This is a genomic window from Histidinibacterium lentulum (assembly GCF_003789055.1).
GTDB lineage: Bacteria > Pseudomonadota > Alphaproteobacteria > Rhodobacterales > Rhodobacteraceae > Oceanicola > Oceanicola lentulus.
Map to the genome: position 1 here is coordinate 160,851 of NZ_ML119083.1, position 22,640 is coordinate 183,490.

General features: G+C 66.4%; 18 protein-coding genes. 9 read left to right on the top strand and 9 right to left on the bottom strand.

Annotated features, from left to right (window positions below):
• Positions 1-95: 95 nt before the first annotated feature.
• The 6 genes from rfbC to EAT49_RS06705 are packed head-to-tail and all read left to right on the top strand — an operon-like array spanning position 96 to position 5,837.
• Positions 96-668: a dTDP-4-dehydrorhamnose 3,5-epimerase gene (rfbC, locus tag EAT49_RS06680; protein WP_123641529.1), complete on the top strand. Its 573-nt coding sequence runs from the start codon at positions 96-98 to the stop codon at positions 666-668.
• A complete protein-coding gene (rfbB, locus tag EAT49_RS06685) occupies positions 665-1,705 on the top strand; it encodes a dTDP-glucose 4,6-dehydratase (RefSeq protein ID WP_123641530.1) in 1,041 nt (346 codons plus the stop codon). The genes rfbC and rfbB overlap by 4 nt, the downstream gene beginning before the upstream one ends.
• Positions 1,702-3,360 (top strand): class I SAM-dependent methyltransferase, encoded by a 1,659-nt coding sequence (locus EAT49_RS06690; RefSeq protein ID WP_123641531.1) that lies wholly within the window; start codon positions 1,702-1,704, stop codon positions 3,358-3,360. The genes rfbB and EAT49_RS06690 overlap by 4 nt, the downstream gene beginning before the upstream one ends.
• Positions 3,357-4,217 (top strand): dTDP-4-dehydrorhamnose reductase, encoded by an 861-nt coding sequence (gene rfbD / locus EAT49_RS06695; RefSeq protein ID WP_123641532.1) that lies wholly within the window; start codon positions 3,357-3,359, stop codon positions 4,215-4,217. The genes EAT49_RS06690 and rfbD overlap by 4 nt, the downstream gene beginning before the upstream one ends.
• 33 nt (positions 4,218-4,250) lie before the next feature.
• A complete protein-coding gene (gene rfbA, locus EAT49_RS06700; RefSeq protein WP_123641533.1) occupies positions 4,251-5,126 on the top strand; it encodes a glucose-1-phosphate thymidylyltransferase RfbA in 876 nt (291 codons plus the stop codon).
• 45 nt (positions 5,127-5,171) lie between these two features.
• Complete coding sequence (locus tag EAT49_RS06705; RefSeq protein WP_123641534.1) at positions 5,172-5,837, top strand: sulfotransferase family 2 domain-containing protein; 666 nt, start codon at positions 5,172-5,174, stop codon at positions 5,835-5,837.
• Here the strand turns inward: EAT49_RS06705 and EAT49_RS06710 are convergent.
• Entirely contained in the window at positions 5,807-6,583 is a 777-nt protein-coding gene (locus EAT49_RS06710) for a sulfotransferase family 2 domain-containing protein (RefSeq protein ID WP_185020682.1), read from the bottom strand. The genes EAT49_RS06705 and EAT49_RS06710 overlap by 31 nt on opposite strands.
• A gap of 306 nt (positions 6,584-6,889) precedes the next feature.
• On the opposite strand from EAT49_RS06710, the gene EAT49_RS06715 reads away from it, so the two are divergent.
• A complete protein-coding gene (locus EAT49_RS06715; protein WP_185020683.1) occupies positions 6,890-10,066 on the top strand; it encodes a glycosyltransferase in 3,177 nt (1,058 codons plus the stop codon).
• 30 nt (positions 10,067-10,096) lie between these two features.
• Positions 10,097-10,798, top strand: a complete 702-nt coding sequence (locus EAT49_RS06720; protein WP_185020684.1) for a sulfotransferase family 2 domain-containing protein — start codon at positions 10,097-10,099, stop codon at positions 10,796-10,798.
• Positions 10,799-10,856: 58 nt separating this feature from the next.
• On the opposite strand, the gene EAT49_RS06725 is transcribed toward EAT49_RS06720, so the two are convergent.
• From EAT49_RS06725 to EAT49_RS06745, 5 genes are all read right to left on the bottom strand, one after another.
• Complete coding sequence (locus EAT49_RS06725) at positions 10,857-12,524, bottom strand: glycosyltransferase 61 family protein (RefSeq protein WP_123641538.1); 1,668 nt, start codon at positions 12,522-12,524, stop codon at positions 10,857-10,859.
• Positions 12,525-12,594: 70 nt separating this feature from the next.
• Complete coding sequence (locus tag EAT49_RS06730; RefSeq protein WP_123641539.1) at positions 12,595-13,254, bottom strand: ABC transporter ATP-binding protein; 660 nt, start codon at positions 13,252-13,254, stop codon at positions 12,595-12,597.
• A 20-nt stretch (positions 13,255-13,274) separates the two neighbouring features.
• Positions 13,275-14,522: a KpsE/RkpR family capsule polysaccharide export protein gene (locus EAT49_RS06735; protein ID WP_123641540.1), complete on the bottom strand. Its 1,248-nt coding sequence runs from the start codon at positions 14,520-14,522 to the stop codon at positions 13,275-13,277.
• A gap of 94 nt (positions 14,523-14,616) precedes the next feature.
• A complete protein-coding gene (locus EAT49_RS06740; RefSeq protein WP_123641541.1) occupies positions 14,617-15,816 on the bottom strand; it encodes a glycosyltransferase family 61 protein in 1,200 nt (399 codons plus the stop codon).
• On the bottom strand, positions 15,813-18,227 hold the full coding sequence (locus EAT49_RS06745) for a sulfotransferase (RefSeq protein ID WP_185020685.1): 2,415 nt from the start codon (positions 18,225-18,227) through the stop codon (positions 15,813-15,815). Before EAT49_RS06745 ends, EAT49_RS06740 begins: the two co-directional genes overlap by 4 nt.
• 113 nt (positions 18,228-18,340) lie before the next feature.
• On the opposite strand from EAT49_RS06745, the gene EAT49_RS06750 reads away from it, so the two are divergent.
• On the top strand, positions 18,341-19,270 hold the full coding sequence (locus EAT49_RS06750; RefSeq protein ID WP_123641543.1) for a glycosyltransferase: 930 nt from the start codon (positions 18,341-18,343) through the stop codon (positions 19,268-19,270).
• On the opposite strand, the gene EAT49_RS06755 is transcribed toward EAT49_RS06750, so the two are convergent.
• From EAT49_RS06755 to EAT49_RS06765, 3 genes are all read right to left on the bottom strand, one after another.
• Positions 19,267-20,394: a polysaccharide biosynthesis/export family protein gene (locus EAT49_RS06755; protein ID WP_123641544.1), complete on the bottom strand. Its 1,128-nt coding sequence runs from the start codon at positions 20,392-20,394 to the stop codon at positions 19,267-19,269. The genes EAT49_RS06750 and EAT49_RS06755 overlap by 4 nt on opposite strands.
• A gap of 154 nt (positions 20,395-20,548) precedes the next feature.
• Positions 20,549-21,289, bottom strand: a complete 741-nt coding sequence (locus tag EAT49_RS06760; protein WP_123641545.1) for a CatB-related O-acetyltransferase — start codon at positions 21,287-21,289, stop codon at positions 20,549-20,551.
• A 61-nt stretch (positions 21,290-21,350) separates the two neighbouring features.
• A complete protein-coding gene (locus EAT49_RS06765) occupies positions 21,351-22,616 on the bottom strand; it encodes a CAP domain-containing protein (RefSeq protein WP_246003778.1) in 1,266 nt (421 codons plus the stop codon).
• Positions 22,617-22,640 lie beyond the last annotated feature (24 nt).

Sequence of the window (22,640 nt, forward strand, 5' to 3'; positions counted from 1 at the left end):
ATCCATGACCCGACGCCGCCGCATCCTGCATGGCGAGCGGTGACACTGGGGCAGAGCCTTGCTAAGGCCTCCGCGACACGGACGCGGAGGTGGCGGTGGAGATCGAGCGAACGGCTCTCGAGGGGGTGGTCATCCTGACGCCGCGGCGCTTTGGCGATCATCGCGGCTTCTTTTCCGAAAGCTACAGTCGGCGGGCCTTTGCCGAGGCGGTGGGACGGGATGTCGAGTTCGTTCAGGACAACCACTCGCTTTCGGCGAAGGTCGGCACGATCCGGGGGCTGCATTTCCAGGCGCCACCCCGCGCGCAGGACAAGCTGGTGCGCTGCGGCAAGGGCGCGCTGTTCGATGTGGCGGTGGATATCCGCAGGGGCAGCCCGACCTACGGGCAGTGGGTGGGGGTCGAGCTGAGCTTCGAGAACGGGCGCCAATTGTTCGTGCCGGCCGGGTTCGCCCACGGGTTCGCCACGCGGACGGCGGACACCGAGATCATCTACAAGTGCACCGACTATTACGCGCCCGAGACGGAGGGCGCCCTGAACTGGGCCGATCCGGCCGTCGGCATCGACTGGGGCCTGGGCGGAGTCGAGCCCGTGCTGTCGGAAAAGGACGCCGCGGCGGGTGGGCTTCATGGGTTCGAGACACCGTTTGCCCGGAAGGAGGACAGATGAAGCTTCTGATCACCGGCGGCGCGGGGTTCATCGGTTCTGCCGTGGTGCGGATGGCGGTCGCGCGCGGGCACGAGGTCGTCAATGTCGATGCACTCACCTATGCCGCCTGTCTCGACAACGTGGCGGAAGTGGCGGAGAGCCCGCTCTATGCCTTCGAACGGGCCGACATCCGCGACCGGGCGGCGCTGGACCGGATCTTCGCCGCACATGCGCCGGATGCGGTGATGCACCTCGCGGCCGAGAGCCACGTCGACCGGTCCATCGACGGCCCCGCGGATTTCATCGAGACCAACATTACCGGCACGTTCAACATGCTGGAGGCGGCGCGCAGCTTCTGGACCGCGCGGGGCCGGCCCGAGAGCTTTCGCTTTCACCATATCTCCACGGACGAGGTGTTCGGCTCCCTGGGGCCCGAGGGCCGGTTCACCGAGACTACGCCCTACGATCCCCGCTCGCCCTATTCGGCGTCGAAGGCAGCCTCGGACCATCTGGTGCGGGCCTGGCACGAGACCTATGGCCTGCCGGTGGTGCTGACCAACTGCTCCAACAACTACGGCCCCTACCATTTTCCCGAGAAGCTGATTCCGGTGGTGATCCTGAACGCCCTCGCAGGCGCGTCGATCCCGGTCTACGGCAAGGGGGAGAACGTGCGGGACTGGCTATATGTCGAGGATCACGCGGATGCGCTGCTGCTTGCGGTGGAGAAGGGCGAGGTCGGCCGATCCTACAACATCGGCGGCGAGAACGAGCGGCGGAACATCGAGGTGGTGGAGACGATCTGCGGCATCCTCGACCGGCTGAAGCCGAAGAACACGCCGTATTCCCAGCAGATCACCTTCGTCACCGACCGGCCGGGCCACGACGCGCGCTATGCGATCGATCCCTCTCGCATCCGGGACGAGCTGGGCTGGCAGCCCTCGGTCACGGTCGAGGAAGGGCTGGAGAAGACGGTGCGGTGGTATCTGGACAACGAGGCCTGGTGGCGCGCCCTGCAGGGCCGTGAGGGCGTGGGCAAGCGGCTGGGGACAGGGACATGACGATGACGAGCGACGACCTGCCTGCGACTATCGCGACGCTGCTGGAGCGGCCCTACATGGAGCTCAGCGGGCCGGAGCGCAAAGCGCTGCGCAGCCACTTCGACGGCAACGCCTATTCCCGCAGGTTCGACTGGAACTGGCGCGAGATCCACATGAACCGGATCGCGGCCATCAACCGGATCGTGGACACGCTACCCGGGGATGCCGCCTATCTGGAGATCGGGTGCGACGCGAACACGCTCTTCGACGCGGTGCCGCTGGCCGACAAGACAGGCGTCGATCCCGCGAGAGGCGGGACGCACCGGATGACCTCGGACGAGTTCTTTGGGCAGAACGACCGCAAGTTCGACCTGATCTGGATCGACGGGCTGCACGAGTACCACCAGGTGCACAGGGACGTGGAGAACGCGCTGGCGGCGCTGAAGCCGGGGGGCTGGATCGGACTCCATGACATGCTGCCGCTCGACTGGCTGCAGGAGCACATGCCGCGCATCCATCCGGGCTGGACGGGCGATGTCTGGAAGGTGGCGTTCGAGATTGTCGCGACCCCTGGGCTGGAGTTCCGGATGGTGACGATTGACCACGGTGTCGGCCTTCTGCGCTCGGCCGAGGGGGCGGCGCCGCTGGCATACATGCCCGACACGCTGTCGGATGTCCGGTTCGGCTATCTCTATGAGAACATCGGCCAGCTTCAGCTTGTCGATTGGGCCGGGGCGGAACACTGGATCGCGGGCGGTGCGCCTGCCTCCGCGCGCGCGGAGGCGCCGAGGGCGGTCGCGGCACCGGCCGGGCTTGCCCCGGCGAAGGCCCCTGTACCGGCGGCGCCCCCCGCCCCGGAGCCGCCCCGGGCACAGGACGGGTTCCTGTCTCGCCTGAAGCGGCGGCTTCGGAAGGAACCGGGGCCTGCGCCGGTGTCGAAGCCCCCGGAGCCCGAGACGGGCGATCTGCTGTCCAGGCCGTTCGAGGACCTGACGGAGGAGGAGCGCAAGACGCTGCGCAAGGCCTATGCCGCGAACCGCGATACGCGGAAGTTTCCGTGGAAATGGCGGCAGACCCATTTCAACCGGGTGGCCCTCATGAACCACGTCCGGCGGACGCTGCCGGCGGATGCGGCCTATCTGGAGATCGGCTGCGGGTCGAACGCACTGTTCGACAGCGTCGCGCTGACGGACAAGACCGGGGTGGACCCGTTCAAGGGCGGGACGGTGCGGCTGACCTCGGACGAGTTCTTTGCGCAGAACGACCGCAAGTTCGACCTGATCTGGATCGACGGGTTGCACGAGTACCACCAGGTTCATCGCGACGTGGAGAACGCGCTGGCGGCACTGAAGCCGGGGGGCTGGATTGGACTGCATGACATGCTGCCGCTCGACTGGCTGCAGGAGCACATGCCGCGCATCCATCTCGGCTGGACGGGCGATGTCTGGAAGGTGGCGTTCGAGATCGCGGCCACGAGGGGGCTCGATCTAAGGGTGCTGACCATCGACCAGGGCGTGGCGATCCTGCGAGCGGGTGACGGTCATGCGCCACTGGCGGACCTGTCGGCGGAGCTGTCGGACAAGCGGTTCGGCTATCTTTACGACAATATCGGCGGACTCCCTGTCGCCTCCTGGGAGGAGGGGACTGCCTGGATCGACGGTCAGGCCGGACGATGAGGATCGCGCTGTTCGGCAGGACCGGCCAGGTCGCGACCGAGGTGCAGCGGCGTCTGCCCGAGGGCGCGACGCTGGAGGTGCTGGGGCGCGAGGAGGCCGATTTCGGCCAGCCCGGGCAGGTGGCCGAGGCGGCGCGAAAGCTGCGGGCAGATGCGGTGATCAACGCCGTCGCCTACACGGCGGTCGACCGGGCGGAGACCGAGACAGAGCTGGCAGAGGCCGTCAACGGCGGGTCAGTGACGGCGTTGGCCGGGGTCTGCGCGGATATGGGCCTGCCGCTCGTGCATATCTCGACCGATTACGTCTTTACCGGTGACGGCACGCAGGCGTGGCGGCCGGGCGACCCGACCGGGCCCCTTGGCGCCTATGGCCGAAGCAAGCTGGCCGGCGAGGAGGGCATCCGGACCTCGGGCGCGCGGCATGCGATCCTGCGGACGTCCTGGGTGTTCAGCGCCCATGGGGCGAACTTCGTCAAGACGATGCTGCGGCTCGGGGCGGAGCGCGAGGAGCTGCGGATCGTGGCGGATCAGGTCGGCGGGCCTACGCCGGCAGCGGACATCGCCGATGCCTGCCTGACGCTCGCGCGCGGGCTGGCAGAGGGGCGCGAGGGCGGCACCTTCCATTTCTCCGGACAGCCCGATGCGAGCTGGGCGGACTTCGCGCGGGAGATCTTTGCCCAAGCGGGCCTGCCCACGCGGGTGATCGACATTCCGACCTCGGACTATCCCACCCCGGCGCGGCGGCCGCTCAATTCGCGGATGGATTGCAGCACGCTCGAGGTGGCGTTCGGCATCGCGCGGCCCGACTGGAGAGCGGGCCTGCGGGAGGTGCTGGCAGAGCTGGGTGCGGCGCGGTAGGACCGGATCAGGACAGGCGGAGGTGACGGCGTCATGACCCAGCGCAAGGGCATCATTCTGGCGGGCGGATCGGGCACGCGGCTCTATCCCGTGACCATCGGCGTGTCGAAGCAGCTTCTGCCGGTCTACGACAAGCCCATGGTCTATTACCCGCTGACCGTGCTGATGCTGGCGGGCATCCGGGAGATCGCGGTGATCACGACGCCGCAGGACCAGGACCAGTTCCGGCGGACCCTGGGCGACGGCAGCCAGTGGGGCATCGCGCTGACCTATATCGAGCAACCGTCGCCGGACGGGCTCGCGCAGGCCTATATCCTTGCCGAGGATTTCCTCGCCGGGGCGCCTTCGGCGATGGTGCTGGGCGACAACATCTTCTTCGGTCACGGGCTGCCCGAGATGCTGGGCGCGGCGGATCGGCGGACGGAGGGCGGCACCGTCTTCGGCTACCATGTTTCGGATCCCGAACGGTATGGCGTGGTGGCCTTCGACGGGGACGGCCGGGTGACGACGATCATCGAGAAGCCCGACGTGCCGCCGTCGAATTTCGCGGTGACCGGGCTCTATTTCCTCGATGGCACGGCGCCCGCGCGCGCCAAGGCGGTCGAGCCTTCCGCCCGCGGGGAGCTGGAGATCACCACGCTGCTGGAGAGCTATCTGGCCGAGGGCCTGTTGTCGGTGGAACAGATGGGCCGCGGCTATGCCTGGCTCGACACCGGGACCCATGCCTCGCTCCTCGATGCGGGGAATTTCGTGCGGACGCTGGAAAGCCGGCAGGGCCTGCAGACCGGCAGCCCGGACGAGATCGCCTGGCGCCAGGGCTGGATCGACGCCGACGCCTTGCGGGAGCGGGCGGCGCGGTACAGAAAGAATGGGTATGGAGCCTATCTGCTCGGACTGGTCGGGTCCTGACAAACCGCGAGCCTGCGCTTCCCCGGGTCGAAAAAGGGTGATCTGATGCCTCTGTTTCGTGCCTCGGGGAAACTTGTCTACTTCGCCCATGTGCCGAAATGCGGTGGAACCTCGGTCGAGCATTACCTCTCCGCCCGGTTCGGTCCTCTCGGATTGTGGGACCCGTTCTTTGCGCTCCGGTCCAGGGCCGCGGCGTGGAGCCGGTCGCCGCCTCAGCACATGCCCGAGGCCGTTCGGCGGGATCTGATCCCCGACGGGCTGTTCGACGCAAGTTTCGCGCTGGTGCGGCACCCGGTTGCCCGTCTGAACAGCGTCTTCCTGTTCCAGAGCGAGATCGAGAAGGCTGTGCCCAGGGCCGTGACTTTTTCGCGGTGGCTTGATCTCGTGGAGCGGGAACTGGAGACCAATCCCTATCAGCTTCACGGGCATCTTCTGCCCACGGGCCATTTCGTGCCCGAGACGGCGACCGTGTTCCGGCTGGAGGACGGGATCGACCGGATCATCCCCTGGCTCGACAGGCTCTCGAATACCGTCGATGGGCCGCGATCGATGCCGCGGTCCAACGTGCTGATTGACCGTCTTAAGCACGAGGGGGCCGACCCTCCGCAGCGCGCGGGTCCGAGCACGGCGGACATCGAGAGGATCGGCCGGCTCTATGCGGAGGACTTCGCCCGGTTCGGCTACGGTCCGGACCCGGACAGGGTGGACTGACGGAACGCCAGACGCTCCATGAGGTCCTGATCGACCTCGACGAACTCTTCGAGCCGCCGCCTGTTGCGGTCATCCTCGAAGAGATCGAGCAACGCCTGCCATCGACTCACACGGGCATCGAGCGGGCCGGTGTTGCTGCGTTTCTCCGCAATCCGGAGTCGTTGTCCCGTCAAGTGCTCCATATCGTCCTCGAGCGGTTCGAAGTCCCCGAACCGGTAGATCGCCGTCATGGCCCCGGCGTTGGCGAGAGCCTGGGCCAGCAGGTCCCCTCGGGAGATGTCGAGATGGCGCGGGGCGCGGCTGAGGCTTCGGAAGGCGAAGAAGTTCGAGGTCACGTTGACCCAAGTCTGGCGGATGCGGCGACGGGCCGCGTCGTCTTCGGGAAAGAAGAACGTTTCTGCAGGGCCAAGCATGGCGGCCTGATGGGAAGTGAGGGCCTCCCGTCCCAGGTCCTGCGCCCGGCGTTCAAGAGTGGCGCGCATGTAGAAGTAGAACGACCCGAGGCGTTCCCGGGGGTCGCGCAGCACGGTGAAGACGAAGGGATCGCCCCCCACCTCGTTCAGCCGCCGCCAGTCGAGATGGCCGGAATGAAAGAGGTAACCGGACGGAAAGGGGCCCTCAGGCCCGACCTCGCTCATTACGCGGATCGGGCTGCGTTCTTCGGGCGCGAAGGTCGAGGCGACGGCGTGGTGAATGGTCTGTCCACCGGTCTTCGGCAGGTGAAGAAACACGATCGGTCTGCGCATCTGCACCTCAAGCCCCTTATCGGATGGCAAAGCTGGACCACCGCGCCGATGCAACCACACCGCGGCGGAGTCCGGTCGCGGCGTGATAATCTGGTCGATGCCTTCTAGATCGGCTAGGAGCGTGATGGAAGTGACGCGGGAACGTGAGGCAATGGACGACACCGGGGACATGTCGGCACGTTCGTCCGGAAGCGCCGGGTTCGGACCGGGTTGCGCTTTCCCCATCAGAGGCGCGGGGACGGGATCATGAAGAATGTCTTGCTTGATCGGATCCGGTCGCGAGGTGGCGCGAAGCAGGGGAATGCCATGGCGGAGAGTCTATTTTTGGGAGTGGCGCGCATTCTCGTCTCGGACGGCGCCGTCTGCGCCCAGATGACCCCAGAAACCGCCGCGACGATGCCGTCCATCTCGATCGGCAACAGGGTCTCGGCAATGGTGCCGATGGACCCTGCCGACGCCTCCGATCTCGTCATGTCGCTCGATTACAGGCCCTGGTTCGACCCGGCGAAACTCATCGATGCGGGCGAGGCTCGTGGCGCGGCGGTGGCGGAACTGAACGGGCTGAAGGAGTGGGGCCTTCCCAATCGCGACACGCTTCAGCTGCGCCTGAAAGACTGGTCGCGTCCCGTGTCCATGCGGGTTCTCGCACCGATCCAGGTTCCGGCCTTCGACCGGACGATGCAGTTCTCGGTCGGTCTGGCGGCCCATCGCGCCGGGGCGCGTCTCGTGGTCGAACGAAGGAGAGAGGATACCGGCGCGGTACTCGAGCGGATGGAAGCGGAGTTCAGCGTCGCCTTCGCGGGCGGCGTCAGCCCGCAGAGTTACCTCTGGCCCGAGATGGCGCTCCAGCCCTGCCCCGCATCGAGCCGGATTGAGATGACGGTCCTTTTCGACCGGTACGACGGCGAAGGCGATCCTCCGTTCCTGTTCGTCAGCGATCCCCTGGTCAAGCAGCAGCACCGCGACCTGCAGCTCGCGCCCATCCGAGAACTCTACCGTCAGTCCTTCAGGGGCGACCTGAGCTGGTACCGGGCCGACCTGCCGCAGGAGATGTCGGGCGGCGAGACGCTCGTGCTGCGGCTGGGGGAGGAGCGGCACGACCTCCTCAGGGCCTCACCGGACCTTAAGGTCACACTGGAGGAGGAGCATGGCCATGCTCTTGTTCTGCGGGCGACGGAGCCGGATGTCTATCAGGTCCATGTGGACGGCCGGTACGCCTGCAAGGCCCATCTCGGGCCTGAGCCGGGCTGGGTGCATCTGCCGGCCGTCGTGCAGAACGGCGGCCTGCGGCGGTTGACGGTGAAGGACTGCGGGGGCCTGCGGTCTCTCCTGTCCGCGATGGTGCACATGCCGAGAATGACGATCCCCCTCGAGGCCCTCCAGGCCGAAAGCACCTCGCCGTTCCCGGGACCGCTCATGCTGCAGGCGGGCCACCGCCACGAGAGCCTGAAGGCCCGGATCGCGAGCGGGGCGGAGAGAGAGGAGATGGCCGAACTTCTCCGGTTAATCGGAGTACTCGAGGGAGGCTACGCTAACGGGCGTCTCGAGCCGCTGGCCTTTCCAGAGGTGGAAACCCCGCGCGTTTCTATCGTCATCCCTGCACACAACAAGGTGGCGGTCACCTATTTCGCCCTGTGCAGCCTGCGTCTGGCGCATAACATCACGAGTTTCGAGGTAATCGTCGTCGATGACGGCTCGACCGACGAAACGGCCCGGCTTTCTGACTGGGTGAGCGGCATCACGATCATCCGGCACGACACTCCGCAGCGTTTCATCCGAGCCTGCAATTCCGGTGCGGCGCGGGCACGGGGCAGCTTCATCGTGCTTCTGAACAATGATGTCGAGGTCACTTCCGGCTGGCTCGACGAGATGGTCGCGGCTTTTGAACGGTTCCCCGGGGCCGGCCTCGTCGGTGCGCGCCTGATCTATCCCGACGGACGGCTCCAGGACGGCGGCGGGCTCGTCTTTGAGAACGGCGAACCATGGAACTACGGCCAGGGCTGGTCGCCCTGGGACCCCAGGGTGAGCTATGCCCGGCAGGTCGACTACCTGTCGGGCGCGGCCCTCATGATCCCGGCGCCGGTCTGGGAGGATGTCGGGGGGCTCTCGGCCTATCTCGAGCCGATGTACTATGAGGACACGGACCTCTCGTTCAAGGTGCGCGAGGCGGGCTACGAGACATGGTATGTGCCGTCCTCCATCGTCTACCATTACGAGGGGACGACTGCGGGCCGCTCTCTGGTGGATGGCTTCAAGCGCTACCAAGACGTCAACGCGCCGAAGTTCAAGCAGCGCTGGACGAAAGCGTTCCGGGGACTCGGCCGGGAGGACGATGGCCCCGACCTACTGAAGGACCGCAACATCGAAGGGCGGATCCTGTTCGTCGATGCCCAGGTGCCGCGTCCCGACCAGGAAGCGGGAGCCTATGCCGCCGTGCAGGAAATGCGGCTCGTCCAGTCGCTGGGGTACAAGGTCACCTTCCTGCCGCAGAACCTCGCCCATCTGGGCCACTACAACGATGCGCTTGAACGTCTCGGCGTAGAGGTCATCTACGCCCCGTACTGGCTTTCCATGCGGGACTTCCTGAAGGAGCGGCTCTCCGAGTTCGATGCGATTTACATTACCCGCTATTATGTGGCGCAGGTGATCCTCGACATTCTCCAGGACCTCGACGTCGAGAAGCCCATCCTGTTCAACAACGCGGACCTGCATTTCCTGCGCGAGATGCGGGCAAGCCGGGCTGCGGGCGATGCCGAGATGATGGCGCGCGCGCGCCGGACACGGGACGCGGAGCTGGCGGTCATGGAGGCGGTGGATGTCGTCCTGTCCTACAACGAGGTCGAGCATGCCGTGATCGAGGCCCAGACCGAGGGCACCGTCCGCGTGGCGAAATGCCCGTGGGTTCTCGATATACCGGAGACCGTTCCGGGCCCCGAAGACCGCACCGGTCTGTCCTTCCTCGGGAACTACCGGCATCCGCCCAATATCGAGGCCGTGGAGTGGTTCGTCCGCAACGTCATGCCGAAGGTCCGGGGTCCGCGTCACGGCGATCCGGCTTTCCACGTCTATGGGGCGGGAATGGGACCGGAGGTCCATGCCCTGTCTTCCGAAAGGGTCCACACCATCGGATTCGTCGAGGATGTCGCGGATGCCTATGACCGGCATCGGATCTTCGTGGCGCCGCTGCTGTCGGGCGCGGGGATCAAGGGCAAGGTTCTGGCCGCCCTCGCCCATGGCATCCCCTGCGTGCTCAGCCCCATCGCGGCCGAGGGGATCGGGCTCCGGAACGGGCATGACTGCCTGATCTCGGAGACGCCGGAGGACTGGGCCGACGCGATCCGACAGCTCGGCAAGGACAAGCTCTGGAGACAGGTATCGGCGAATGCACGGGCCTTCGTGACGGAGGCCTATTCCTTCGAGACGGGCCGCAGGATGATGCGGGAGGCGCTTGTCGCTGCGGGCCTCTATGCGTTCCGTGACTGACCCGACCGCTTTAAAATGAAAGACCCCGGAATGGCCGACCGTACCGTCATCCTCCACTACCACCTGTTCAAGAATGCCGGGACCTCGCTGGACCGCATCCTCCAGAAGAACTTTCCCGACGCCTGGGAGACGGAGGAGTTTCCAGCGATGGGGGGGAACAACAGCGACCTCGTGGCGGAATGGATCAAGCGGAACCCGGACGTCGTAGCGTTTTCCTCCCATACCGCGAACGGACCGGTGCCGCGCGTGCCGGGGGTGAACGTCGTCTCCATCCTCTTCCTGCGCGACCCCATCGCCCGGATCCGGTCGGCCTATCATTTCGAGAAGAGCCAGAAGGCGGAGACCTGGGGCGCCAATCTCGCCCGGAGCACGGATCTGGCGGGATATGTGCGCACGCGGCTGTCCACGCCCCACGACCGGCAGTGCCGGGATTTCCACGTCGCGCGACTTGCGACGCTCGTGCCGGGCCCGAAGGAACGGGAGTTCGAGAGGGCGGTGGAGGGGCTGTGCAAGCTCAGCGTCGTGGGTTTTGTCGAATCGTTCGACGAGTCGATCGGCCGGTTGAAGGCGGCCCTGGGGGGGAGTTATCCGGAGTTCACCTGGGAGCCTGTGCATGCCAATGCGTCGAACCCGGATGCGGAGATCGGGGCCGACCTCCGGGCGGAACTGGAGGCGGCGAATGCCGCGGATTATCGGTTGATCGAACTTTGCCGTAGATCGGTCGGCGCGTAGCGGACGGTCGAACCGGCGGCCCTGACGGACCGCTTCTCTGTCCCGCCGGAAGCACGCGTTATCCCGAAAGTGCCGCTTCGAGGACGTCAAGCGGGACAACGATATCCTCCCGGTTGATCTCCTCCCGTTCCCCGACAGCCGATTGGTGGTAATCGAGCGCGTTCTTTCCTGCGTCATTCATGCAGGGAACAGACGAATAGGACTGCCCGCGATCCCGGGCGAGATAGTAATACTGCGGCGTGTAGTGAGAGCCGAACAATTCGATGATCCGGGCGTTCGCAGGGCAGAATATCAGGTTGGCCAGTCCCGCGCCGTGGGGAGACAGAAGGACCTCGGTCTTCCGGAGTGCGCTGGCCAGGACTTGGGGAGGATGATCCTCGGCAAAGACCTCCTGGAACCCTAGCGGCTTCAGGATCTTCATCACCTCCTCATGGTTGACGATCCGGCGTCCCTGCGCGCGTTGCCTGCTGATGTAGACCCGGGGCGACAACTCCAGGTTTTCCGATTGCGCCGGATCGGCGTCGCCGGCGAATACCCGGTCCAGAAAGTCGTAGACCCATGCAGGTGTAAAACGACCAGCACGGACGGACTCAAAGCCGATCATCCTTTCCGGACCGAAGGCCGGAGTTCGCTGACTGAATGCAACGATATCCGGAGCCTTACCCTTGCACGCCAAGGCGACAAGGCTTCGGGCCCAAGGCGCGCCGGAATTGATCAGGATGTGATCGATATCTTCGAGGGTGAGGCCGATCTCGCCAATCAGATCCAGTTTTGGCAGCGAACTCAGAAGGAAGAACGCGAATCGTCCGGCGCCGGGAGCGGACAGATCGAGCGTCAGGCCTGAAAGCGGGGTCACCTTGCCAAAGGGCGGTGGCTTCTTGGCGACGGTGAACGGCTCGCCTGCTCCGTTGGTATAGACGGCGCCGCGATGAGCGACGAATTTCCTGCCCTGGTCGATCCGGATCATCGGATTGTCGAACCTGAACACGTGCGGTGCGGTATAGGACGCCTCGCCTGCAATGTACCCCAGTTGACGAAGCCTCCTGATCGTAGGGTCGTTCTCGACGAGAGGTTTCCTCAGAATGTAGCCGGGACCAACATGATCGGATCGCGCGTGCAGGTCCGGGACAAGAATCGTGCCGGGACGGGGATGATCCCAATGCGCTGCATCCGGAAAGGTCTTCGCAACGAACCGCTGGTCCTGATCTGCCGAGGCAAGGTCCCAGATGACGGTGCTGCGGGCCCTGTCTTCGAACATCGTGCTGCGGACATGGGCGAGCGCCCGAAACGCGGGCCAGTATCGGCTTCGCTGGGCGTCGTCGAGCAACACGAGACCGTCCGGCGCAACCAGCGGCAACGCGGCCTTCAGGCAATCGACCCGCTCACGCCCGTCGACGAGAAGAATGTCGAATGTCGTTCCCCGCGCGAAACTCTCGACGACGTTCGCGTAGGGACGGTCTCGCAAGAGCAAACGGAGGTTCTCCCCGAGGCCGAGCGACGCCGCCTTCGCCTGAAGGCTCTCGGCCCAGCCCGGATGATGCTCGACAGACGTCACCTCGGCACCTTGCTTCAGCAGGAAGATCGTCGAACCTCCCGAGCCGAACTCGAGGACCTTCACCGGCTTTTCGCGGTCCGCGATGAGACCCGCCAGATGCTTGATGGCTCCGCGCGCCCACAGCGGAACCCGGGCAACATTGATCTCGGCGGACTCAGGCTGCTGGTGCATCGCTCACGTTCTCTCTTGTCCCCGGCGTCCCATCATTCGAGATGTGGCCGGTCGCAACACCAAAGTGCCGCTACTTTCGCTTCATATTCGCGTCGTGCACCTCTAGGGCCTCTTCGAGGTCGTCGTAGTATGTCAGTTTGCCGTTCTCGAGCAGCGCGCCAGCGGTGCAGATTTCCCGGGACGCGCCGGGGGAGTGGTTCACGAAGATGGCGCCGGCCTTCTCCAGCCGGCTGCGGAAGACGTCGGTGCTCTTCTTGCGGAAGGAGGCGTCGCCTGTCGCCGTCACCTCGTCGATGAGATAGGTGTCGAACTCTATCCCCATGTTGATCCCGAAGATCAGACGCGAGCGCATGCCCGAGGAATAGGTGCGAACCGGCATGTGGAAATGGGGGCCGAGCTCCGCAAAATCGCGCACGAATTCCACCAGATCGTCCGTGTCGACGCCGTAGACCCGCGCCACGAAGCGGGTGTTCTGGGCGCCGGTCATGTTGGCGTTGACCGAATTGGCGAGGCCCACCGGGAAGGAGATGTTGCCGTCGCTCAGGATCTCGCCGGAGGTGGGAGAGGTGTTTCCGGCGATCATCTGCAGGAGCGTGGACTTTCCCGCGCCGTTGCGGCCGAGAAGGGCGACCGCCACGCCCGACGGAAAGACCGCGTTGATGTTGTCGGCCACGACCTTCCGTTGGTTTCCCGCCCGGAAGACCTTGCAGAGGTTGCGCATCACGATCATCGCTCGGCCCCCGGCGTCCCTTACCTCCGGTCCCGGAGAGCGTAGCCCACGAGCACGAGAAAGGCCCAGGTGAGCATCGAGAAGGTGAGAACAAGCCCCACGACCGTGAGGCGTTGCGGGTATGTCGGCGCCTCGGCCACGGTGGGCCGCACATGGGCCGCCAGATAGCGGCTCTGGCGGCGGGCCTCGCCGACCGCCGCCTCGAAGGAGGCGCGGGCCGCAGCGTAGGAGGCCTCGGCGAATTCCCGTTCGGCAAGAAGACGTTCGTACTCCCCGACGAGGTCGGCGAAGGCTTCGCCCTGCGGACTGGTCGACTGATCGGTCGAGCCGAACCCGAACTTGGCCCGCTCGAGCTCGATCCGGTCCTCGATCGCCTCGATCCTGCGCTGGGTCTGGGAGATCCTCGGGTCCCCGGGGCTCGTGGATTGCTCGAGCAGGTCGAGATCGACGAGGGCCTGGGCCAATTGGCCCTGGAGCTGGCTGATGATTCCGACCTGGCTTTCGATGGAGGCCTGTGGATCGACGATCTGGGTCCGGTTCCGGAACCGGGTCAGCGCCTCCCGGGCCGCGGCCACGCGCTCCTCCGCTTCGTCGAGATCGGCGCGCGCATAGCGGGTCGCGTCGTCCCTCGCGATGGCGGACAGCTCGTTGATCATCGAGGAGCTTTCCTCGTAGATGACCTCCGACAGCAGCAGGGCATCATCGGCCGAAAAGGCCTGGACCTCGAGATCGATGAGCCCCGCGCCGTCGGAATAGACCTTCACCATGCGCCTCCAGTAGGCGACCAGATCCTCGATCGTGCCGGGCGGATGGTAGGCATAGATCGGATCGACGGCGGGATCGGCCTTGGCCCACATGGCGCGCAGATCGACGCGGCTGTCGACGGTGCGCACGAGATCGGGGCTGGTGATGAAGCGGTAGAGGATGTCCGTGTCCGAGGACGAGCTTCCCGACATGCCGCCCAGGGCGCCGAAGAGGTTGGCGATGGCCGGTCCCATTTCCTCGGTCCGCACCGAGAATCCCGCCTCGGAGACGTAGCGGTCGTATGCCCGGTTCCACAGGTACCACGCCGACACGGCGGTTGGGCCGACGACAAACAGGAAGAAGGACAGGAAGGCCATCAGGTGGCGGCTGCGCACCCGGGCCTGGCGCACGGGCCGGGCGGCCGGCGCGGGAGGGGCCACCGGCTTCGGCTGCTCCTTGCGAGGTTTCTCCTGTTGCGCCTCGTCGGCCACGGCGGGTCGCACGACAGGATCCGCGTCAGGCACGGGCGCGATCTTCTGAGTTCGGGGTGAGGTCACGCCTGTCTCGCTGCTCTGTCCTGTTGCGCGGCTTATACAGGTTCGGCAGGTCCTTGGAAAGCTAAGCTACGGGAACGTGTCCGCCCCTGCCGGGGACCGCCGAGGGCCTTCCCCGCCGGTCGAGGATCCGCCGTTGCTCGTCCAGCACTTCGGTATTGGTCTGCCGGCACCGGGACAGATCCTCGAGTTCGGCCGCATAGTAGGCTTCGGGGTCGAACGCCTCCTGCACGAGGCCGCGGCGCTGGAGTTCGTGGAACACCGCGGCCGGGTCGGCGTAGATCGCCAGGCAGCCGGCAGAGGAGGTCTTGCCGTACCTGTCGGGCAGCACGATGATCCCGTCGGGCGGGGCGAGATTGGCAAAGCTGCGGGCCCGCTGCGTCAGGGCGTCGCCATAGATCTCGTTCTTCACGCGGCGGGGGAACATCAGGTAATCGGTTTCGACACGGCTGAAGACCTGCGTCGGATGGAGGGCGCTGCCCTCGTCGGCGACCACGGTTTTCGCGCCGAGGAGGTTCGCGATCTGCACTTTGAAGCCGAGGTCCTCCGGACGCGAGGTGGAGAAACCGGCCCGGCCGAGCACACTCTCAAAATACGAGCAGCCGAGCGCACCGCCCTTGTGGATGATGTGGCTGCGCCCGAGGAAAAGCCGCTCCGGCGCCTGCCTGATCTGGTCCGCCAGGGTCCGTTCGAGCGTCTCCTGGTACTTGTCGAGATAGTAGCGGTAGAACGGCGCGATGTTGGCCCGGGGCGCAGTGCCCAGCCGCGGAACGTCGAGGGTCTCGAAGGTCGCCGGTTTCGTCAGGTAGATGACGGGCAATTTCGGAAGGCCGATCAGTTCCATCAGTTCGAACGCATAGCCAGGAGGCTTCGACGCCTCGAGCCGGGCGGGGGTATTGAGCCCGATGAGCCCCTGCACGCCGCAGAAGACGATGCCGTCGTAGGACCGGCTCCCCTCGAGCAGCGCCCATAACCGGTGGATGCAGTCCACCATGACATGGCCGAAGTGATTCCAGAGCGGACCTGCGTAGAGATAGCGGCCCTTGTGATGCGGGATCGGGACGCGGCGGCGGAAGAACCCGCCCTTCGTGAAACGCTCCACCGCGAAGGGCGCGCAATGGGCGGCGGGACCGCGACGGATGCGGGCGTGTTCGGGCGCGATCGACACGTCGATGCCGCCGTGAAACACCGGGCGACGCCAATGGTAGGGCGCGACGGGCGCATCGGTCAGGGTGACGATATGCTTCTCGGCATGAACGCTCATGACGGAAGCCCGAGCCGTTGCATCAGCAGGATGTCGGCTTCGACGAAGCTCTCGAGCCTATGCACGTTCTTCGGGTTCTCGAACAGGGCCACGAGGGCATCCCAGCGCTTCGCCTGCTTGGCCTCGGGACCGGCGTTGCGGTAGTTGCCCACGAGCTTCACCGGCTTGCCGAGGACGCGGTTCAGGTCGGTCTCGAGGGGCGAGAGATCATCGACCGAATAGATTCCGTCGAGCACCTGAGCCGCTTCGATGGCGGCAGTGGCGAGAGCGTCGGCGTCCATGTCCTTTACCTGCTCCGATCCGCGGATCCGGCGAGTGACAAGATAGGTGCAATAGAAATTGTCGTAATGGTCGTGGATGAACCGCTGCCAGCCCTTCGGACCGCCGAAGAAATAGTCGTCGATCGAGTTCGTCAGCACCATTCGCATGTTGGTGCGCTCGCCGGTGGCCAGCTCCGCCTCGCTCAGCTTCTTCGCTTCACGCTGCAGGTAGAAATAGAACGAGGCGATACGCTCCTTCGGGTCGCGCAGGACGGTGAAGGCGAAGCGCGGCTCGGGGATCGTCTCGAGGTCGACCCAGTCGATGTGACCAGCGTAGAAGCGGTAGCCGGGCGGCATCTGCGCGTCGGGCTCCGCCTGGGCATGGGTGCGGACGGGGGAAAAGGCCCGTTCGCCCACGACGCGGCGGACCTCGGCGGTGATCGTCTGACCGGCGGTCTTGGGGATGTGGAGGAAGGCGATGTTCGGACCCTCGGCGGGCTTGCGGAGGAGCGGCAAACGACGCTGGACACCACGGGCGAGCCTCTTGTGCCAGTCGCGAGGCACGGCATCGCCGAACCGCTGCATGGCAAAGGCGTACTGGGGCTTCAGCGCGTCGATCATCATCTTCTCTACGTCCTCGGGAAGGGCGGCGGTTCGCCCGCGCTTTCCCGGCGTCTCCGGGAGCGGGCGTCGGGAGATGCCCAGGAAATCACAGATCTCGTCGGCGGTGGACTGGATCATCAGAGGCCGGTGGAAGGCATAAAGGATGCGCTCCGGCGGAACCGCCGCCTCCAGTGCACGCACAGTGCGCTCGTAATCCACCCGGTGCACCGTGCCAAGACGCCCCTCGGCCTGCATTCGCCTCGCGTGGTCCGCACAGGCGGCCTCGTACTCGGCATCGCCGAGGCCCGGCTTTTCGCTGCGCACGAGCATGCGGATTTGCGACCAAAGCCGGTCTACAGGCTCGCGCAGCATGAAGATGAAACGCGCATCGCCGATCGCATCCATCTCCTTGAAGCCCTCGGGGTCGAGGATGGCATAGGACGGCGTGATGTCGCAGAGGACCGGCTGGCCGGAATGGGCGGCGGTCATGTAGTCCATGTAGCCGCCGTGGTCCCCCGGTCGCCGCGCGTAGATCATCAGTTGCCGCTGCCGGAGCCCGATCTTCTGCAGGCATTTCAGCAGATCCTCGCCCGGCACTTCCGGCGCGAGATCAGCGGCCTCGCGCATCCATCGGACGCGGTTCCGGACGTGCCCCCTCTCGGACGGCGCGTGGAGGACGTCGAAGTAGTGCAGTTCCTTCAGTTCCGGAACGCAGACCTCGGGATGGGTCGAGAGATAGTCGTAGAGCCAGCTCGTGCCGGCCTTCTGGGCGCCGATGCCGTAGGCGATGCGGGTCCCGGCGGGCAGCAGATCACGGCTTGCCGGGGCGGGGCCCTCGACGAACGAGGCGATGGCATCGGCCATGGTCGCGTCGTGGGGCGCGCGATTGAAGAAGCCGTGGCCCGCGCCCTCGACGGCGTGCACCTCGCAGCGGCCCGGCGCCCAATGGCGCGAGAGCCGCCGGCTTTCGGACAGGGGCACCACCTCGTCGGCAGTGCCATGCGCCACGAAGAGTCGCAGCCGTCCCCGGAGGGGCGAGTCCGCGAAGCGCTCGACGGGGCTGAGCCCGCCATGGCCGGCGGTCAGGACGCGGTTGCAGAAGCCCTCCGCCCCGGTGTGCACCACCGGGTTCAGCAGGATCAGCCCGGCGGGGCGGAACGCGATCCAGGCCTCCGCGTTCAGCACCGCGTCGAGCGCGAGAAAGCCGCCGAAGGACGCACCAAGCACGAAGAGCCGCGCTTCGGGCTCGAGCCCGGTCGCGGCCCAGTGCAGGGCCGCGGCGGCATCGGCGCGCATGTCGTCGAGGCCCGCGCCGTCGCGGTTCAGCGTCCTGTAGCTGGCGGCGATCACCCGTACGCCGGGACGGGCCAGCAGGCGGGCGAAGGGGGCGAGCATCGACGGCTCGCCATCGACGCCGCCGCCCCCGTGAAAGGCAAGGATGCGGATGCGTTCGGGGCCGGGACCCTCGGTCAGCTCGGCCCATCGTCCGGACCCGCCGATCTGGACCCGGGACGCCGCCCCGGCCGCGTGTTCCGTCCGTTCCGCCACTCTCTGTCCCGCCGGCCGAGGATCGTCCCCGGGGTCGTTGGCACCGGGAGGGGGCATGGTCAAGCCCCACTCGGCGCAGTAACCACGGCCTGAAACAAGGGAGAAACAGGACCGTGACGCGCCCTGACGGACCGGACCATGTGCAGATCCTCATGGCCACGCGCAACGGCGGGGAGTGGCTTGCCGGGCAGCTCGGGTCCTTTGCGGCGCAGAGCTACGGGAACTGGTCGCTTCTCGCGGGCGACGATGCCTCCACCGACGGGACGCGGGAGTGTCTCGATCGGTTCGCGGCGGCCCATCCTGGCCGCGTGGCGTGGCGCGAGGGGCCAGGACGCGGCTCCGCCGCGAACTTCCTGACGCTCGCCCAACGGTCGAGTCCCGGGTCATGGGTCGCCTTTTCCGATCAGGACGACGTCTGGAACCCGGACCGGCTGGAGCGCGCACTGGCCGCGTCGGCACCGGTCAGGCCGGAGGAGCCGGTCGTCTATGCCAGCGCGACATTGCTCACGGATGCGGCGCTGCGCCCGCTCGGACCCTCGTCGCTGCCGCCGCCCAGGGGGGTCTCGTTCGGCAATGCGCTCGTTCAGAACGTGCTGGCGGGGAACACGCTGGTGCTGTCCCCCGGCGCGGGCGCGTTGCTGCGGCAGGCGGCGCCCGCTGCTCTTGCCGCCGATGTCCCCTTTCACGACTGGTGGATCTACCAGTTGATGACCGGAGCGGGGGTGCGGATCGTCTATGACCCCGAACCCGGGCTGATGTATCGCCAGCACGGCGGGAATGTGCTCGGCGCCCATCGCGGCATCGCCGCCGGGCTTTCGCGGGCGGGGCAGATCCTGCGGCGGGACTATGCCGGGTGGATAGACCGCAACACCGCCGCCCTGGCCGCTGTCGAGAGCGTCCTGACAGACGATGCCCGCCGATTGCTCGGGGGATTCGCGGCGGCGCGGCGCAAGCCCGAGGCCCTGCGCGCGCTGGGCATATGCCGTCAGACCAGGGCGGGGGACCGGGCCCTCACCGCGATGGCGAGGACCGGGCGGCTCTAGTTGTTCTCGAGAACGAGGTTCGCCTGGCGTGCAGCGCCGAAGGCCGACGCGACGATTGCCACGATCGAGTCCGCCGCGGTGAGGGGGCTCTCGGCGACATAGACCAGATCCCCGGACTCGATCTCGAACCGCCGGGCAGAGAACAGGCCGTCGGCGGATGTCAGATCGATCGTGAAGACCATCCGGGTGTTGTCGGGTCCGCTCCCGTCATAGCGCACCGCGCTCTCCGGATATTCCCGAAGGATGAGGATGCCCTGCGGATCGGCCCTCGAATCCTGCAGGCCGCCGATGATCGACATCGCATCGAGCGCGCTGAGAGAGTCCTTCGCGAAGGGATGGAGCTGCTCCGACCCGGCCGCGCCAAGCGAGAGAAAATAGCGCTCGTCGGATTCCACATAGACCTTGTCCCCGCCGACCAGCGTCGTGTCGAGCGCCGGATTATCCAGCAGCGCCGACGCGGAGGTTCCGTAGAGATTGCTTCCGCGCTGCAACCGGACCTGGGGGTTGCGGAGTCCCTGCTGGATTCCGCCGCCCTCCGCGATCAGGTTCATGACGGTGAAATCCCGGTCGGGCAGCGGATAGACGCCCGGTCCCACGACACCGGAGACGAGGCTGACCGTGTTGGCGCGCCCCTCGGTCATCTCGAGCTGGACCTGGGCCGAGGGCGTGACCACGAGGTACTGTTCCTCGATCCGCGCCCGCGCCGTCTCGGGTGACATGCCGGCGACGCGGATCGTGCCGATATAGGGCAGAAACAGCGTCCCCGACGAGGACACGCGCATCTGGGGCATGCTGACGAACCGCTGTCCGGGGGCTGTCAGAAGCCCGTTGTCCTCGGTCGACCAGATGGTGATCGAGATCGTGTCACCCGCCGCGATGATCCGGTTGTTCGGCTGGTCGATGCGCCTGATCCAATCCAGCCCGTGATGGTCCACATCGGGCCAGGCAGCGAAGGTGGCGAGGTTCTCCCGGACGACCGCCGCGACCGAGAAATCCATGGGCGTCTCGGCGCTTGCGGAATGTTGCTGGTTCAGAATCTCTCTCTGGAGGCCGGCCCCTCTTGGCAGAAAGGTGCAGGCGCCAAGCATGAGCGCCATGCCGAGCAGCATGATCAGTCTTCGCATGTGCCCCCCAAAGCCATACTTGCAAGCTTCATACCGGTGTCGCGCAGCAGAGAAAACCATATTGCGCCCGGGGTGACCGTTTCGTCCGCATGGTGTGCCCCGCGGGAACGGGAGCCGGCAGGCCGTCGCCGCGGCCTGCCCGCGACCTGGGCGTTCATCCCGGTTGACCGGACCGAAGGTCGATGACGTCCGGGCGGAACGGTTCGACATCCTCCATCCGCTCGACGCCCGTCACGAAGGGTTCCGGGTCCGAGGGGTCGAGGTGGGTCAGCTGCCACGGGGCGAATCGCCACCAGCGGCTCCGCTGCATGCGGTCGGCAAGCTCCTCGGGCAGGCGGCTGCGCTTGACCCGTGCGGGGTTGCCCGCGACGATGGCATAGGGCGGGACATCGCGGCTGACCACGGAACGGGCCGCGACGATGGCGCCATCGCCGATGGTCACCCCGGCGCAGATATAGGCGCCGTGCCCGATCCAGACGTCGTTGCCGATCGTCGTGATCCGGAGTTTGGTGGGGGGCCGGTTCTTCAGCTTGAACCGGTAGTCCGAGAACTGCTCCGCGCCCTCGAAACCGCCCTCCAGCCCGAACAGCCGCGGGCCGCCGAGATAGAACGCGGGAGAAGAGGAGGCCCATGCGATCGGGTGGTTCTGGCGCCCGATCTGGACATCCTCGCCGAACGAGCAGTAGCGGCCGACGCGAACCGCGAAGGCATAGCCCGAGACCTGGTAGGAGAAGGCGCCGAGCTCGACCGAATGATCGTAGCCCGTCCATTTCAGGCTCGACGGCGCCTCCAGGACGGTATGCGTCGGCAGCGTGATCTCCGGGCCTCCGCGCGGCAGCACTTCGATTCCCCTGCGCCCGAGGTCTTCGATGGAAAGCGTGACGGTGGTCCTCATGCCGGCGAGTTGTTTCCGATGCCGACGGCGTTGTCCATCGGCCCCCGGCGAGAAGGATGCGTCAGATGAAGGAGATGTTGTCCTCGAGGCCGTCGGTGTTCCGGACCCCCAGCAGCAGAAGCGAGTCGCCGCCGAATTCGAAGAGCACGCCGTCGCCGGTCACCCTGGCCGCATCGACGAGGGACCTGGCCGATCCCGACCACAGCGACCGGTGGAACTCGATCAGGTCGGCATTCTCGAAGTCGAGGATCGTGTCGTTTCCGTAGAATTTTCCGAAGACGAACGTGTCGGCGTTGCCTCCACCAACGAGCTTGTCATTCCCGCCGCCGCCGTCGAGCCGGTCCTTGCCACCGCCGCCGATCAGAAGGTCGTCGCCGCCGCCGCCATAGAGTCTGTCCGCGCCGGCATGGCCCTGCAGGATATCGTTGCCCGGACCGCCGTTCAGGACATCGTTGCGACCGCCGCCCAGGAGCTTGTCGTCGCCGGCACCGCCGATCAGGGTGTCGTCGCCGCCGCCGCCGATGAGCGCATCGTCGCCGCCGCCACCGTTCAACAGGTCGCTTCCGCCCTGGCCCTGCAGGAAATCATTCCCCGCGTTGCCGAGCACCTTGTCGTCGCCGGCGCCGCCGAAGCCCCGGTCATTGCCGGCGCCGCCCACCAGCGCGTCCGAACCGCCGCCGCCGATCAGGGCGTCGTTGCCGGCACCGCCCTTCAGGACATCGTTGCCGCCGAACCCCTTCAGCACGTCGTGACCCGCACCGCCCTTGAGGATATCGGCCGTGGCATTGCCCTTGAGGATCTGGTTGCCGGGCGGCGGGGCGGTTTTCGAGGCTGTTTGCGACGCCGTGAGACCGAGGCCGGGATCGAGATCGACCTGTCCGGTTGTCCAGCCGAAGTTCTGGGTGGCGGCGACCGTCGTGTAGGTCGTGCCCCCCGTTGTATAGGCGCCGATCACGACACCCACGCCGATCAGATCGTAGTTCCCGAGGATGTTCGCCTTGTGCCCCGGGCTGTTCATCCAGCCCTCGTGGATCGCGTCGAGTTCGTCGTAATATCCCGCCGGTCCTCCGACGGACTGGATGCCGAGGTTCTCGCCCGTGCGCCAGGATTTCGACATGTCGAACCCGGCGTCGCGGATCCGCTCGTCATGGGTGGAGCCGCCCGCCCCGGTATGTGAGAAGACGTCCGCGTCCAGCATCCACTGGCTGTGGATTTCCGCCGAGCGATTCAGGTTCACCTCGATCCGGACGGGATCGAGACCGCGGGACACGCGCTCCTCGTTCACCAGTTTGACGACGTAACGCTCGAGTTTCGATGCAATGCTCATCTTGACCCACTTCCGTTTTCCGGC